Raw genomic sequence first — 13,934 nt, forward strand, 5'->3', positions numbered from 1 at the left:
TCCGTACCGGATGAACCGAATCGGCGCCGTGCCCGTGTCCCGTTGCGAAACATCACCGTTGCCGGACCGCAATGCGGACAGGGGGTGACGCTGGGCGGACGCGTCCCCTAGATTTCCTGCCCATTGCACCGGTGATCAGCGAGGGGACGGAGTCACCACATGGCGGAAACGCCCGCACCAGCACCATCGGCACCGCAGGCGCCGGGGAAACGGGGCATGACCCCCAAATCCATCGTGGTCTGGAGCCTGGTCGCCCTGGCCGGCGCCATCGGCTGGGCCACCCTCGCGCTCTCGCGTGGTGAGGAGGTGTCCGCCGCCTGGATGCTCGCGGCGGCCCTCGGCTCGTACGCCATCGCGTACCGCTTCTACTCCCGGTTCATCGCGAACCGGGTTCTGAAGGCCGACAAGAACCGCGCCACCCCCGCCGAACGGCTCGACAACGGCGTCGACTTCCATCCCACCGACCGCCGCGTCCTGTTCGGCCACCACTTCGCCGCCATCGCGGGGGCGGGACCCCTGGTCGGGCCCGTGCTCGCGGCGCAGATGGGATACCTGCCGGGCACGATCTGGCTCGTCGTCGGCGTCATCTTCGCCGGTGCCGTCCAGGACATGGTGACGCTGTTCTTCTCCACCCGCCGCAACGGCCGCTCGCTCGGCCAGATGGCGCGCGACGAGATAGGCCCGGTCGGCGGGATCGCCGCCCTGGTCGCGGTCTTCATCATCATGATCATCCTGCTCGCGGTCCTCGCGCTGGTCATCGTGAACGCGCTCGCGCACTCGCCGTGGGGTGTCTTCTCCATCGGCATGACCATCCCGATCGCCCTCTTCATGGGCGTCTATCTGCGCACCCTGCGGCCCGGCAAGGTCAGTGAGGTCTCCCTCATAGGCGTCGCGCTGCTGCTCCTCGCGATCGTCTCGGGCGGCTGGGTCGCCGAATCGTCGTGGGCGGACTTCTTCACGCTGGAGCCGGGCACGCTGGTCATCTGGATGATCGTGTACGGGTTCTTCGCCTCCGTGCTCCCCGTGTGGCTGCTGCTGGCCCCGCGCGACTACCTCTCCACCTTCATGAAGGTCGGCACGATCGGGCTCCTGGCCCTGGGCGTGGTCGTCGCCCTGCCGACCCTGAAGATGCCCGCGGTCACCGACTTCGCCTCCAGCGGCTCGGGCCCGGTCTTCGCCGGCTCGATGTTCCCGTTCGTCTTCATCACCATCGCCTGCGGCGCGCTCTCCGGCTTCCACTCCCTGGTCTCCTCCGGCACCACGCCGAAGATGGTCCAGAAGGAGACGCAGATCCGGGTGATCGGCTACGGCGCCATGCTGGTCGAGTCGTTCGTGGCGATCATGGCGATGATCGCCGCCTGCATCATCGACCCCGGCCTCTACTTCGCCATCAACGCGCCCGTCGGCGTGATCGGCGACAGCGTCCAGTCCGCCTCCCAGGCCGTGGCCAACTTCGGCTTCACCATCAGCCCGGACGCCCTGGCCCAGGCCGCCAAGGACGTCGAGGAGGCGAGCCTGCTCTCACGGACCGGTGGCGCGCCCACGTTCGCGCTCGGCATGGCGGAGATCTTCTCCGCGGTGGTCGGCGGGACCGCGATGAAGGCGTTCTGGTACCACTTCGCCATCATGTTCGAGGCGCTCTTCATCCTCACCACCGTGGACGCCGGCACCCGGGTCGGGCGCTTCATGCTCCAGGACATGCTGGGCAACGCCTACAAGCCGTTCCGCGAGGTCAGCTGGAAGCCGGGCGTCTGGTTCGCCAGCGCCGTCGTCGTCGGCGGCTGGGGCTACTTCCTCTGGGTCGGCGTGCACGACCCGCTGGGCGGCATCAACCAGCTCTTCCCGCTCTTCGGCATCGCCAACCAGTTGCTGGCAGCGGTCGCGCTGGCCGTCTGCACCACCCTGCTCGTCAAGTCCGGCCGTCTGAAGTGGGCGTGGGTCACCGCGGTCCCGCTCGCGTGGGACGTGGCGGTCACGCTCACCGCGAGCTGGCAGAAGATCTTCTCCGAGGACGTGAAGGTCGGCTTCTTCGCCCAGCGCGACAAGTACCAGGCGGGCATCGACGCGGGCGAGGTGCTGGCGCCCGCGAAGAGCATGGACGACATGCGGACCGTCGTCACCAACTCCACCGTCGACGGGGTGCTGAGCGCGCTCTTCGCGCTCCTCATCATCGTGGTGCTCGTGGACGCCGGCCGGGTCTGCTACAAGGCCATCCGCGACCCGGAGAGCGTGAAGCTCCACGAGACGCCGTACGTCGAGTCCAAGCTCGTGGCCCCGGCCTCGCTCATCGCGACCAAGGAGGAGAAGGCCGAACTGGTCGCCGCCGGCGTCGGCCCCGAGGGCGGCATCCGCAAGGAGGCGGCGGAGACGGAGGTCCGGACATGACGGTCGCGGACGTCCGGCGGGTGGCGGGACGGATCCGCTGGTACGTGCGTGAGCTGACCGGCGAATCGGTGTACGAGCGGTACGTGGCGCACGCCCGGGCCCACGATCCGGACACGCCCGTCATGACCCGCCGCGCCTTCGAACGCAGCCGCATGGACGCCCGCGAGGCGGACCCCCGCGAGGGTTTCCGCTGCTGCTGAGCACCACCACCGGCCGATCGGGGCCGCCGCACCCCTTCCAGGGGGACGCGGCGGCCCCTTCTCGCGCCCTCGCACGGGTCCGGGAACCGTTCGATTTCCCGGTGCGCGGCGACCTCACCGTACGAAAGGATGTGCCCATGACATCGCATAGTCGGCCGCGCCGACTCCGGCCCGTACTCACCGCCTTGGCGCTGACGCTGACCCTGGCGGCGGCCACGGGCTGCGGCACCGAGGTGGCGTCCGACGCGGAGGCGGCGCGGAGCACGTCGGCCGCGCCGGCGCCCGACCGGGCGGAGCTGGAGGCGCGGGCGCGGGCCGTGCAGACCGTCGCGGAGCATGTGTGGGTGACCGAGGCCCCGGGGTACACCCTGGCCCGCCAGTCGGTCGGAGTGGTCGGCGACGACGGGTTCGGCAGCGTCTACACCACGTCCGAGGGCGGGCAGATCCAGCTGCGGGTGGAGCGCCTCCCCCATGCCGACGCCGACTGTACGGACGGGCCCGCGGCCGGCAGCGCCCAGGATCCCGTGGTGACGTGCGAGCGGGACGGCGAACAGTGGTACCGGGCCACGGAGTCGGGCCACGCGTACGCCCAGGAGCAAGGAGACCTCGTGGTCACCGTGAGCGGGGCGCGCGAAGAGGTGGGCCGGGCGGCCCTGCGGGCGGCGGCGCGGGCCGCCCACCGCGCCGACGACCACGAGCTGGACCGGGTGCTGCCGCCGGCCGGCGAGGCCTCCGGTAGGCAGCCGGTCGAGCGGGGGGACCTGCCGCCGGTGGGCGACGGCGCCCCGAACAACGATGTGGGAGCGAGTGGCTGATGGATCTGACGATCAGGGCGGCGGAGCCCGGCGAGTACGCCGTCCTCGGCGAGATCATCGCCGAGGCGTATCTCGGCGAGAGTCTGCTGGACGGCCCGCAGGACCCGTATCTGCTCAAGCTCCGGGCGGTCGGACAGCGCGCGGCCGAGGCCGAGGTCCTCGTCGCGCTCGACGCGCACGGGGCGGTGCTCGGCGGTGTGACGTATGCCGCACCCGGCACCCCGTGGCGCGACATCGCCGGTCCGGACGAGGCCGAATTCCGGATGCTGGCCGTGGCCCGCGAGGGGCGCGGACGGGGTGTGGGAGAGGCCCTCGTGCGGGCGTGCGTCGAGCGCGCCCGGTCCGCCGACGGCGTGCGGGCGCTGGTGCTGTCGACGCAGCCGGCCATGCTCGCAGCCCATAGGATCTACCGTCGGCTCGGCTTTCTGCGGACCCCCGAACGCGACTGGGAACCGGTGCCGGGACTACGGCTCATGACCTTCCGGCTGGAGCTGGGGGCGCCCTCCTGAGAGGCGTGTTAAATCGTCGCGACACAACATGTGGGGGCCGCTTCATCCAGCGGCCCCCACATGTATGCTCGACCTCGCTGTCGCCGCAGGGGAATCCGGTGCGAATCCGGAACTGTCCCGCAACGGTGTGATCAGTGTGCTTTTGCACACCCGCAAGTCCGAAGACCTGTCGACAGCGCGTCCGGCTCGACCGAACCGGACGCCAGACGTCCGGGCCTCGCGGATAGGCCGGTGGACGCCGTCAGCTGTGCTGCCCTGCCCCGGGTTTCGCGCTGCCCGGCTTCCCCGCCTTCCGCCGGCCCCTGCCGAGCGAGGGAAAGCCCAGTGACCATCGCGCCCGCCGATCCGGTTTCAGCCACCGAATCCGCTGCCTCCACCACGTCCGGAGCAGGCACGAACGACGGACCCGGGACCGCTTTGCTGCGGACCCTGACCGACCTCACCGTCGATCTTCCCGACACCGACCCCGGACGGGTCGCCGCCGCCGCGCTGCGCGGACGCAACGCCCGCTCCGACGAGGCCGAGTTGCGCTCGCTGGCCACCGAGGCCGCCGCGGGGCTCATCTCCGAGGACCCGGCGTACTCCCGGCTGGCCGCCCGGCTGCTGACCCGCACGATCGCGGACGAGGCCGCGGGCCAGGGCGCGACGTCCTTCTCCGCCTCGGTCGCCGTGGGCCACCGCGAGGGTCTGATCGCCGACCGCACCGCCGCGTTCGTCACGCTCCACTCGGCCGCGCTCGACCGGCTCGTCGAGCAGGCCATGGCGGACGGCGCCGACGACCGCTTCGGCTACTTCGGTCTGCGTACGCTGCACAGCCGCTACCTGCTGCGCCACCCGCTCACCCGGCAGGTCATCGAGACCCCGCAGCACTTCATGCTGCGCGTGGCCGCGGGCCTCGCCGAGGACGAGTCGGTGCGGGCGCTGGACGAGGTCGCCGCGCTGTACGGGCTGATGAGCCGGCTGGACTACCTCCCCTCCTCCCCCACGCTCTTCAACTCCGGCACCCGGCACCCGCAGATGTCCTCCTGCTATCTGCTGGACTCGCCGAAGGACGAGCTGGACTCGATCTACGACCGCTACCACCAGGTGGCGCGGCTCTCCAAGCACGCGGGCGGCATCGGTCTGTCGTACTCCCGCATCCGCGCCCGGGGTTCGCTGATCCGGGGCACCAACGGGCACTCCAACGGCATCGTGCCGTTCCTGAAGACGCTGGACGCCTCCGTCGCGGCGGTGAACCAGGGAGGCCGGCGCAAGGGCGCGGCGGCGGTCTACCTGGAGACCTGGCACGCGGACATCGAGGAGTTCCTGGAGCTCCGCGACAACACGGGCGAGGACCAGCGGCGTACGCACAACCTGAACCTGGCGCACTGGATCCCGGACGAGTTCATGCGCCGGGTCGACGCGGACACCGAGTGGTCGCTGTTCTCCCCCGCCGACGTGCCCGAGCTGGTCGACCTGTGGGGCGACGCGTTCGACGCGGCCTACCGGGCGGCCGAGGCCAAGGGGCTGGCCCGCAGGACGATTCCGGCGCGTGAGCTGTACGGCCGGATGATGCGGACCCTCGCGCAGACCGGCCAGGGCTGGATGACGTTCAAGGACGCCTCCAACCGGACCGCGAACCAGACCGCCGAGCCGGGCCGGGTCGTGCACTCCTCGAACCTGTGCACCGAGATCCTCGAAGTCACCGACGACGGCGAGACGGCCGTCTGCAACCTGGGCTCGGTCAACCTCGGCGCGTTCGTGGCGGACGGCTCGATCGACTGGGACCGGCTGGACGCCACCGTGCGGACCGCCGTGACCTTCCTGGACCGGGTCGTCGACATCAACTTCTACCCGACCGAGCAGGCCGGGCGCTCCAACTCCCGCTGGCGGCCGGTGGGCCTGGGCGCGATGGGCCTCCAGGACGTCTTCTTCCAGCTGCGGCTGCCCTTCGACTCCCCCGAGGCCCGCGCGCTCTCCACGCGGATCTCCGAGCGGATCATGCTCGCCGCGTACGAGGCGTCCTGCGACCTCGCCGAGCGCTCGGGTCCGCTGCCCGCCTGGTCCGAGACCCGGGCGGCGCGCGGGGTGCTGCACCCCGACCACTACGCCACCGAGCTGAACTGGCCGGAGCGCTGGGACGCCCTGCGCGCCCGGATCGCGAAGACCGGGATGCGCAACTCGCTGCTGCTGGCCATCGCGCCGACCGCCACGATCGCCTCGATCGCCGGGGTGTACGAGTGCATCGAGCCGCAGGTCTCCAACCTGTTCAAGCGCGAGACGCTCAGCGGTGAGTTCCTCCAGGTCAACGCCTATCTGGTGGACGAACTGAAGCAGCTCGGCGTGTGGGACGCCCGCACCCGTGAGGCGCTGCGCGAGGCGAGCGGCTCCGTGCAGGGCTTCGCCTGGATCCCCGAGGACGTGCGGGCGCTGTACCGCACCGCGTGGGAGATCCCGCAGCGCGGCCTGATCGACATGGCGGCGGCCCGTACGCCGTTCCTCGACCAGAGCCAGTCGCTCAACCTGTTCCTGGAGACGCCGACGATCGGCAAGCTCTCCTCGATGTACGCGTACGCCTGGAAGCAGGGGCTGAAGACGACGTACTACCTGCGTTCGCGCCCGGCGACCCGGATCGCCCGTGCCGCGTCCGGCCAGGCGTCGGCCGCCGCCCCCATTCCCGTACAGCAGGCGTCGGCTCCCGACGCGGACGCCATCGCCTGCTCCCTCGAAAACCCCGAGTCCTGCGAGGCCTGCCAGTAATGAGCACGAACGACGACAAGAATCTGCTCGACCCGGGCTTCGAGCTGACCCTGCGTCCCATGCGCTACCCGGACTTCTACGAGCGCTACCGGGACGCGATCAAGAACACCTGGACCGTCGAGGAGGTCGACCTCCACTCGGACGTCTCCGACCTCGCCAAGCTGTCGCCGGGTGAGCAGCACATGATCGGCCGGCTGGTGGCGTTCTTCGCGACCGGTGACTCGATCGTCTCCAACAACCTCGTGCTGACGCTGTACAAGCACATCAACTCCCCCGAGGCGCGGCTGTACCTGTCGCGGCAGCTGTTCGAGGAGGCCGTGCACGTCCAGTTCTATCTGACGCTGCTGGACACCTATCTGCCCGACCCGGACGACCGGGCGGCGGCGTTCGACGCGGTCGAGGAGATCCCCTCGATCCGCGAGAAGGCCCAGTTCTGCTTCAAGTGGATGGACTCGGTCGAGAAGATCGACCGGCTGGAGACGAAGGCCGACCGCCGCCGTTTCCTGCTGAACCTGATCTGCTTCGCGGCCTGCATCGAGGGGCTGTTCTTCTACGGCGCCTTCGCGTACGTGTACTGGTTCCGCTCGCGCGGTCTGCTGCACGGTCTCGCCACGGGCACCAACTGGGTGTTCCGTGACGAGACGATGCACATGAACTTCGCGTTCGAGGTCGTGGACACCGTCCGCAAGGAGGAGCCGGAGCTCTTCGACGACGCGCTGGAGCAGCAGGTCACCGACATGCTGAGGGAAGCGGTCGAGGCGGAGTTGCAGTTCGGCCGCGACCTGTGCGGCGAGGGCCTGCCGGGCATGAACACCGAGTCGATGCGCCAGTACCTGGAGTGCGTCGCCGACCAGCGGCTCGCCCGCCTCGGCTTCCCGACGGTGTACGGCTCGGAGAACCCGTTCTCCTTCATGGAGCTGCAGGGCGTCCAGGAGCTGACGAACTTCTTCGAGCGCCGCCCGTCCGCCTACCAGGTGGCCGTGGAGGGCTCGGTCGGGTTCGACGACGACTTCTAGACCCTCCGGGCCCGAGGGGTCTCTCAGACCCTCGCCCAGCTTCTGAGGTAGGGGCGCCGCTCAGCCGTCACCGGCTGAGCGGCGCTCCGCGTTTCCGGGGGTCCGGCCGCCCGCCGCCCGCGTTCCGCCTCCCGGAGCTGGCGGTCTATACGGCGTTCGCGGGCGAGGCCGAGGGCCACGGGCGCGAGGACGAGGGCGAAAAGTGCTGCTACGACCAGGTAGTTCAGGAATGTGTTCATGCCTCTACTCTGGACCGCCGGAACGAAAATCATCAGTGGCAGGACTGCCATGAGACATCAAATAGCTGCCACACTCGACGCATGCTGACCAATGTCGCCGCCCTCCTCCTCGACGAGGTCCACCCCTTCGAACTCGGTGTCCTGTGCGAGGTGTTCGGCCTGGACCGCAGTGACGAGGGCCTGCCGGTGCACGATTTCGCGGTGGTCTCCGCCGAGGGCCCCGTCCTGAACACCCACGCGGGCTTCACCATCTCCACGCCGCACGGCCTGGAGCGGCTGGAGGAGGCCGACCTCATCGCCGTGCCGGCGGGCAGCCACTTCATGCGGCGGGAGTATCCCGAGGAGGTCCTCGACGCCCTGCGCCGGGCCGTCGCGCGCGGCTCACGGGTGCTGAGCGTCTGCTCGGGAGCGTACGTCCTGGGCGCGGCCGGGCTGCTGGACGGCCGCCGCTGCACCACGCACTGGCGGCACGCGGAGGAGCTGTCCCGGCGCTTCCCCGAGGCGATCGTCGAGCCGGACGTGCTGTACGTGGACGAGGGCGCGGTCATCAGTTCGGCGGGCACCGCCGCCGGGATCGACGCGTGTCTGCATCTGATCCGGCAGGAGTACGGCCAGGAGGCGGCCAACACCCTCGCCCGGCGCATGGTGGTGCCGCCGCACCGGGACGGCGGGCAGGCGCAGTACATCAGCCGCCCGCTGCCCCGGGACTCCTGCGACACGGTCGGCTCGACCCTGGCCTGGATGGAGCAGCACCTCGACGAGGAGATGAGCGTGGAGCAGCTGGCGGCGCTGGCGCACATGTCGCCGCGCACCTTCGCCCGGCGGTTCCAGCAGGAGACCGGGACCACGCCCTACCGCTGGCTGCTGCGGCAGCGGGTGCTGCTGGCCCAGCATCTGCTGGAGACGTCCGATCTGACGGTCGACACGATCGCGGGGCGGACGGGCTTCGGTACGGCGGCGACCCTGCGACACCAGTTCGTGCGGTCACTGGGCACCACGCCGAACGCCTACCGCCGCACCTTCCGGGGCCCGGCGGCCACGGCCGTGCCCGACGTCGCCTGAGCGCCGCCGGGCACGGGGGTTCTACGGAGAGGTACGGGAGGTAAGGAAGGTGCGGGAGGTACGGAAGGCGCGGGGAGGTCAGATACCGCAGCTGGGCGCCGACCAGAAGCGGCTGGGGCCCTGGTTGACGTGCACGTGGTCGTTGTGGCCGGCATAGCCGGGGCCGAGGATTCCCCGGAAGCCGTGGTAGCGGGCCTGCTTGGCCAGCGTGCACAGCGAGTGCGGGGAGGCGCCGAGGTCGACCGCGTCGCCGTACATATGGCGGCTGTTGGAGGCTCCGCCCACGGCCGCGTTGCAGGAGACGGAGCGGAAGCCGCTGGTGACGCGGATGGACTGGTCGCCCAGCGCGTGGCGCAGCGCCTCCAGCTTCCACATGCTGCTCAGCGCGCTGGCCTTGGCCGTGCCCGCCGCGACCTTCCCGCCGGCCCAGGTGCTGTTGCACTTGTTCAGCTCGGGGTACGTGAAGTGGGCCGGGGTGCAGTCGTTGTCCTGGAGCGCGTAGAGCTTGGACTGGGTGGCGGGGCCGGCGACCCCGTCGGCGGCCAGGCCGTAGGCCGCCTGGAACCGCTTGACGGCGGCGGTGGTGGCGGGGCCGTAGGAGCCGTCGATGGCGAGCACCGCGTTGTAGCCCGGGTATCCGGCAACCCGGATCTGGAGCTGGGTGACATCGTTGCCGGTGGCGCCGGCCTTCAGGGTACGGGTCCAGGTGTAGCAGCCGTCCGCCTGCGCGGTGCCGGCGGTCAGCACCGCACCACCCCAAGCGAACGAAATGGTCATGACAAGTCCGAGCAGAACGCGTGCGGTGCGTCTCAGCACAGGGGCCTCCCTCTGAACGTCACGGTCGATGTGCTCGCGAGCCTGGCCGAGTCAGCTACGCGCGTCAACTACCCCTGGGGAAACTGCAGTTATCTGCCAGGGGCGGAGCGAAAACCGGCAGGGACCCGACACCGGCGAACCGGTACCGGGTCCCTGCGGCGGCGTCCTCAGGCGTTCGGGACGACCTCGTAGCGCGGAGTGCCCTCGTCCATCTGCCGCAGCGCGTCCTTGCGCTCCCGCTTGGAGAGCCGGTCGATGTACAGGTAGCCGTACAGGTGGTCCGTCTCGTGCTGGAGGCACCGCGCGAAGTAGCCGCTGCCCCGCACCTTTACCGGATTGCCCTGCGCGTCCTGCCCGCGCACCACCGCGTAGTCGGGGCGGGCGAGCGAGGCGTACGCGGTCGGGACCGAGAGGCAGCCCTCGTTGGAGTCGTCCAGCACCCGCGCCTCGGGGGCCAGCTCCTCCAGGACCGGGTTGCAGATGACGCCGGTGTGGCGCACCCCGTCGTCGTCGGGGCAGTCGTAGACGAAGACCTTCAGGTCCACGCCGATCTGGTTGGCGGCCAGGCCGACGCCCTCGGCCGTCTTCTGGCTGGCGAACATGTCGTCGATCAGCCGTGCCAGCTCGTCGTCGAACGCGGTGACGTCCTTGCACTCCTTGTGCAGCACCGGGTTGCCCACGACCGTGATCGGACGGGAGGTGCCGCGCTCGCGGTAGGCCGCCTCACGCTCCTCGCAGTCCTCCGTGTCGACGAGGAACCCCTCGTCGTCCACGCCGATCCGCCCGTCCGTCTCCTGCTGCGACATGTCCGCCGTACGCCTTCCTGCAAAACCTCAGACTCGGTGACCCGAGAGCCCCCGGTGCCCGGGCGCTCGGAAGAACAGCACCGCGATCGGTGCGCGTACAGCCTACGGGCACAGGTCAGCAGACTTCTTCGAGATCCCGCCACTCGCGGCTGTCGGGACTGTCGGCGACCCAGCCGTCCAGCAGCCCGCGCACCAGTCCGGCGGGGGCCGCGAGACCGCATTCGCGCTCCGGGACCCACAGGTCCCCGGCGCCCGCGGTGCGGTGGCCCAGCGGCCCGGGGTGGCCCGGCTCACTGTGATCGTGCGGGTCCAGGTGCTCCCCGTCGCCCTCGTCGCTCTCCATCCGGCTCTCCGAGCACGCCCGGCACAGCAGCCGTACGGAGGAGGACCAGTCCTCGGCCGCGAACCCGGCGTCCGATGCCAGCTTCTCCAGCGCGTCCCGGTCGTCCTCGGTCGCCGCCTCCAGCAGCACCACCCAGGTCGGCACCGGCGAGGGGGCCCACAGCTCGATCTCGTCGAACACCGGATACGAGGGCCCGGCCGCGGTGACCCGCTCGCCGTTGGGCACCCCGTCGTGCAGCACGACCTCGCCCCAGCGCCGCCCGGAGGACGGCAGCGGGATCGAGAGCACCTCGATCCGGGCCGGGTCGAGCCGACGGCCCCAGACCACCTCGGCCTCGCCCTCCGGCGAGAGCCGCACGGCTGCGCTGCCCAGCTCCATACCGGTCGGCTCGGTGGTGGCCGCGCTGTGCTGCCCGCCGCCGGGAACCTTCAGTCCGTACGCCTGCCAGGCCCGCCGCGCCAGCGGCCAGTCCTGGAGGGCGGTGGCCGCGATCCCGACATTCCACCAGTCCGGGGCGCCCGACTCCCGGTCGAGCAGCGCGACGGCCCGCAGGCCCGCCGCCCTCGCCTGCTCCCAGTCGTGCCGGAACTTGTGCAGCAGCGCCAGATTGAACCAGGACTCCGAGAGCCAGGGCTCCAGATCCGCCGCGCGCGTCAGCAGCGCCCCCGCGTCCTCGTACCGGCCGTCGCCGATCAGCGTGAACGCGCGGTCCGTGGCCTGCCGCCAAGAGGCGGACGGCCGATGCCGTACCTTCCCGAAGATCCTCACGATTCCCGCCTGTCCCGACTGGACACCCTCGTCATCCGCTCTGCTTTCGCATCCAACCATGCCCGGCCGGACGCCCGCTCATTACCCATGGGTTACCCAGCTCCGGCCGGGGTCAGACCGCCCCGCGCGAGGACGCGTCCCAGCGCCGCCACCCCCGGTGGCCGGTGGCCCCGACCGGTGCCGGGCCCGTGCGGCTCCAGCGCGCCCCCGACATGCGTGGGCCGCTGCGCCCGGTCGATCGGGGCACAGCGGCCGTCCCACCGGATCCCAGGGATCCGACAGAGCATCTGCGGGTGACTATTCGGCGGCGGTCGCCGACCGGTCGGTGTCCTGCACGGTCAGATCCTGCTCGGGCACGGCCTCGCCGGCCCGGATCAGGTCGATCCGGCCCATCACCTTGGAGCGCAGGTCGGTCGGGACGTCGTCCTGTCCGCAGCAGCGCTTGACCAGTTTCTTCACGGCCTGTTCGAGGCCGTACTTCTCCAGGCACGGGGAGCACTCCTCGAAGTGCACCTCGAACTTGGTGCAGTCGCCCTCGGGCATCTCCCGGTCGAGAAACTCGTAGAGATGGTCGAGGACCTCCGAGCAATCCGTCTCGTGCGGCTCTCCGCAGCTCATGAGGCCGAGCCCTTCCGATCGTCCGAGTCACCGGCGCCGGCCGCGACGAGCCCGCGCTCACGGGCGTAGTCCTCCAGCATTCCGCGCAGCTGGCGGCGGCCGCGGTGCAGCCGGGACATCACCGTACCGATGGGAGTCCCCATGATGTCCGCGATCTCCTTGTAGGCAAAGCCCTCGACATCGGCGAGATACACGGCGATGCGGAACTCCTCGGGAATCGCCTGGAGCGCCGACTTCACGTCGGAGTCCGGGAGATGGTCGAGCGCCTGGGACTCCGCCGAGCGCAGACCGGTCGACATGTGCGACTCGGCCCGTGCCAGCTGCCAGTCCTCGATCTCCTCGGCGGCGCTGCGCTGGGGCTCCCGCTGCTTCTTGCGGTACGAGTTGATGAAGGTGTTGGTGAGAATGCGGTACATCCACGCCTTGAGGTTGGTGCCCTCACGGAACTGGTGGAAGGAGCCGTACGCCTTGGCGTAGGTCTCCTGGACCAGGTCCTCGGCATCGGCCGGGTTACGCGTCATGCGCAGCGCGGCCGAGTACATCTGGTCGAGAAAGCCGAGGGCGTCCCGCTCGAAGCGCGCGTTGCGCTCGGCGGACGTCTCCGGTGCACGGCCGTCGTCGGTCCCTGTGTCGGTCCCAGTGACCGGACCCACCTCCTCCAACGATGTGGCGGAGCCGAAACCGGACCCGCTCGCATCGGAGAATAGTCGACCTTGCTTCGAGACGGGCTGTCGATCAGCACCGCCCTGCGGCCGCTCGTGGCTGGTCCTCGCCGCAGGCAGCACGGTCCACTCCAGGTCAGCGGCGTTCGAGCGGCTGGGGCAGATGGTCGAACCCATGCGACGGACTCCCTCTCGACGTTGTTCCGGGTACCACGTGTCTGTACCGACGTCCCGAACAACAGCGCCCCCGGGCGGAGCATTCCCGTGGCCTGTGCCACGGGCGTGAGGCCCGGGTCACCCCGAGGCGGATCCGGTCATCCGAGTGACGCGATCCACCCGGCCACCGCGTCGGTGACGACGCGCATCGTCTGCTCCTCGGTCGCCCCGGACCTCTTCGGCACCGCGAACCCGTGGTCGCCGTGGGGCACTTCAGCCAGCGCGTACGGACCGGGCGGAAACTCGTCGGGCCGGCCGAAGGGGTCGTTGCCGCCCTGCACCACCAGGGTGGGCACCCCGGCGCCGAGCAGTTCACCGGCGCGGGACTTCTCGGGCTTGCCCGGCGGGTGCAGCGGGAAGCTGAGCGCGAGGACGGCGGCCGCGCCCAGCTCCGTCGCCGTACGGCAGGCGACCCGGGCCCCGGCGCTGCGGCCCCCGGAGACGACGGGAAGCCCGGGGGCGGCCAGGGCGGGCCACAGCCCGCGCCAGCCGGTGTCCAGGGTCTTCGGGGCGGGGGCGACCTTCTTTCCGGCCACCCGCCAGGGCTGCTCCACCAGGGCGACGGTGACGCCGTGTCCGGGCAGGGCCGCGGCCAGGGCCTTCAGATCGCGGGCCTCGATGCCGCCGCCCGCTCCGTGGCCGACGGCCAGCACGAGGCGGGGCGCGGGCGAGGCGACCCAGGTGATCCTGGCCTCACCGGCGTCGGTGGTGACGTTCTGCGTACGTGGTTGACGGCTCAC

General features: G+C 70.7%; 14 protein-coding genes and 1 riboswitch. Of the genes, 7 read left to right on the forward strand and 7 right to left on the reverse strand.

What is annotated here, in order from left to right:
• The first annotated feature begins 159 nt into the window (after window positions 1–159).
• The 6 genes from IE272_RS06575 (at window position 160) to IE272_RS06600 (ending at window position 7,664) form a co-directional block, all read left to right on the forward strand.
• The gene (locus tag IE272_RS06575; protein ID WP_274535439.1) at window positions 160–2,385 is read left to right on the forward strand and encodes a carbon starvation CstA family protein; all 2,226 of its coding nucleotides are present in this window, start codon (window positions 160–162) and stop codon (window positions 2,383–2,385) included.
• Window positions 2,382–2,585, forward strand: coding sequence for a YbdD/YjiX family protein (locus tag IE272_RS06580; RefSeq protein WP_190006444.1), 204 nt, complete (start codon window positions 2,382–2,384; stop codon window positions 2,583–2,585). Before IE272_RS06575 ends, IE272_RS06580 begins: the two co-directional genes overlap by 4 nt.
• 137 nt (window positions 2,586–2,722) lie before the next feature.
• Window positions 2,723–3,400 carry a hypothetical protein gene (locus IE272_RS06585; protein ID WP_190006445.1) on the forward strand — a complete coding sequence of 226 codons (678 nt, stop codon included), beginning with the start codon at window positions 2,723–2,725 and terminating at the stop codon, window positions 3,398–3,400.
• Entirely contained in the window at window positions 3,400–3,909 is a 510-nt protein-coding gene (locus IE272_RS06590; RefSeq protein WP_050360505.1) for a GNAT family N-acetyltransferase, read from the forward strand. The genes IE272_RS06585 and IE272_RS06590 overlap by 1 nt, the downstream gene beginning before the upstream one ends.
• A gap of 64 nt (window positions 3,910–3,973) precedes the next feature.
• Window positions 3,974–4,097, forward strand: a riboswitch (cobalamin riboswitch).
• Between the two features lie 136 nt (window positions 4,098–4,233).
• Window positions 4,234–6,648, forward strand: coding sequence for a ribonucleoside-diphosphate reductase subunit alpha (locus IE272_RS06595; RefSeq protein ID WP_056700674.1), 2,415 nt, complete (start codon window positions 4,234–4,236; stop codon window positions 6,646–6,648).
• Entirely contained in the window at window positions 6,648–7,664 is a 1,017-nt protein-coding gene (locus IE272_RS06600) for a ribonucleotide-diphosphate reductase subunit beta (protein ID WP_056700676.1), read from the forward strand. Before IE272_RS06595 ends, IE272_RS06600 begins: the two co-directional genes overlap by 1 nt.
• Before the next feature lie 23 nt (window positions 7,665–7,687).
• Here the strand turns inward: IE272_RS06600 and IE272_RS06605 are convergent, their stop codons facing one another.
• Window positions 7,688–7,903, reverse strand: coding sequence for a hypothetical protein (locus IE272_RS06605; RefSeq protein WP_098892480.1), 216 nt, complete (start codon window positions 7,901–7,903; stop codon window positions 7,688–7,690).
• Between the two features lie 81 nt (window positions 7,904–7,984).
• Here IE272_RS06605 and IE272_RS06610 point away from each other — a divergent pair, with 81 nt between their 5' ends.
• A complete protein-coding gene (locus tag IE272_RS06610; RefSeq protein WP_190006446.1) occupies window positions 7,985–8,965 on the forward strand; it encodes a GlxA family transcriptional regulator in 981 nt (326 codons plus the stop codon).
• A gap of 78 nt (window positions 8,966–9,043) precedes the next feature.
• Here the strand turns inward: IE272_RS06610 and IE272_RS06615 are convergent, their stop codons facing one another.
• From IE272_RS06615 to IE272_RS06640, 6 genes are all read right to left on the reverse strand, one after another.
• Entirely contained in the window at window positions 9,044–9,781 is a 738-nt protein-coding gene (locus tag IE272_RS06615) for a D-Ala-D-Ala carboxypeptidase family metallohydrolase (RefSeq protein WP_190006447.1), read from the reverse strand.
• A gap of 167 nt (window positions 9,782–9,948) precedes the next feature.
• On the reverse strand, window positions 9,949–10,587 hold the full coding sequence (gene def / locus IE272_RS06620) for a peptide deformylase (RefSeq protein ID WP_018959148.1): 639 nt from the start codon (window positions 10,585–10,587) through the stop codon (window positions 9,949–9,951).
• A 115-nt stretch (window positions 10,588–10,702) separates the two neighbouring features.
• Window positions 10,703–11,698, reverse strand: coding sequence for a tetratricopeptide repeat protein (locus tag IE272_RS06625; RefSeq protein ID WP_018959149.1), 996 nt, complete (start codon window positions 11,696–11,698; stop codon window positions 10,703–10,705).
• Window positions 11,699–11,995: 297 nt separating this feature from the next.
• Window positions 11,996–12,316: a mycothiol system anti-sigma-R factor gene (gene rsrA / locus IE272_RS06630; RefSeq protein ID WP_007458154.1), complete on the reverse strand. Its 321-nt coding sequence runs from the start codon at window positions 12,314–12,316 to the stop codon at window positions 11,996–11,998.
• On the reverse strand, window positions 12,313–12,969 hold the full coding sequence (locus IE272_RS06635) for a sigma-70 family RNA polymerase sigma factor (protein ID WP_007458152.1): 657 nt from the start codon (window positions 12,967–12,969) through the stop codon (window positions 12,313–12,315). Before IE272_RS06635 ends, rsrA begins: the two co-directional genes overlap by 4 nt.
• Window positions 12,970–13,292: 323 nt before the next feature.
• Complete coding sequence (locus IE272_RS06640) at window positions 13,293–13,934, reverse strand: alpha/beta hydrolase family protein (protein WP_056700679.1); 642 nt, start codon at window positions 13,932–13,934, stop codon at window positions 13,293–13,295.

This window comes from Streptomyces anulatus (genome assembly GCF_014650675.1).
GTDB classification, from domain to species: Bacteria; Actinomycetota; Actinomycetes; order Streptomycetales; family Streptomycetaceae; genus Streptomyces; species Streptomyces anulatus.

What these genes read in the sequence shown, in the direction of transcription:
- IE272_RS06585 (WP_190006445.1), top strand. Translation starts at nt 2,723, where the DNA reads ATGACATCGCATAGTCGGCCGCGCCGACTCCGGCCCGTACTCACCGCC.
- def (WP_018959148.1), bottom strand. Translation starts at nt 10,587, where the DNA reads ATGTCGCAGCAGGAGACGGACGGGCGGATCGGCGTGGACGACGAGGGG.
- IE272_RS06590 (WP_050360505.1), top strand. Translation starts at nt 3,400, where the DNA reads ATGGATCTGACGATCAGGGCGGCGGAGCCCGGCGAGTACGCCGTCCTC.
- IE272_RS06610 (WP_190006446.1), top strand. Translation starts at nt 7,985, where the DNA reads ATGCTGACCAATGTCGCCGCCCTCCTCCTCGACGAGGTCCACCCCTTC.
- rsrA (WP_007458154.1), bottom strand. Translation starts at nt 12,316, where the DNA reads ATGAGCTGCGGAGAGCCGCACGAGACGGATTGCTCGGAGGTCCTCGAC.
- IE272_RS06580 (WP_190006444.1), top strand. Translation starts at nt 2,382, where the DNA reads ATGACGGTCGCGGACGTCCGGCGGGTGGCGGGACGGATCCGCTGGTAC.
- IE272_RS06575 (WP_274535439.1), top strand. Translation starts at nt 160, where the DNA reads ATGGCGGAAACGCCCGCACCAGCACCATCGGCACCGCAGGCGCCGGGG.
- IE272_RS06600 (WP_056700676.1), top strand. Translation starts at nt 6,648, where the DNA reads ATGAGCACGAACGACGACAAGAATCTGCTCGACCCGGGCTTCGAGCTG.
- IE272_RS06605 (WP_098892480.1), bottom strand. Translation starts at nt 7,903, where the DNA reads ATGAACACATTCCTGAACTACCTGGTCGTAGCAGCACTTTTCGCCCTC.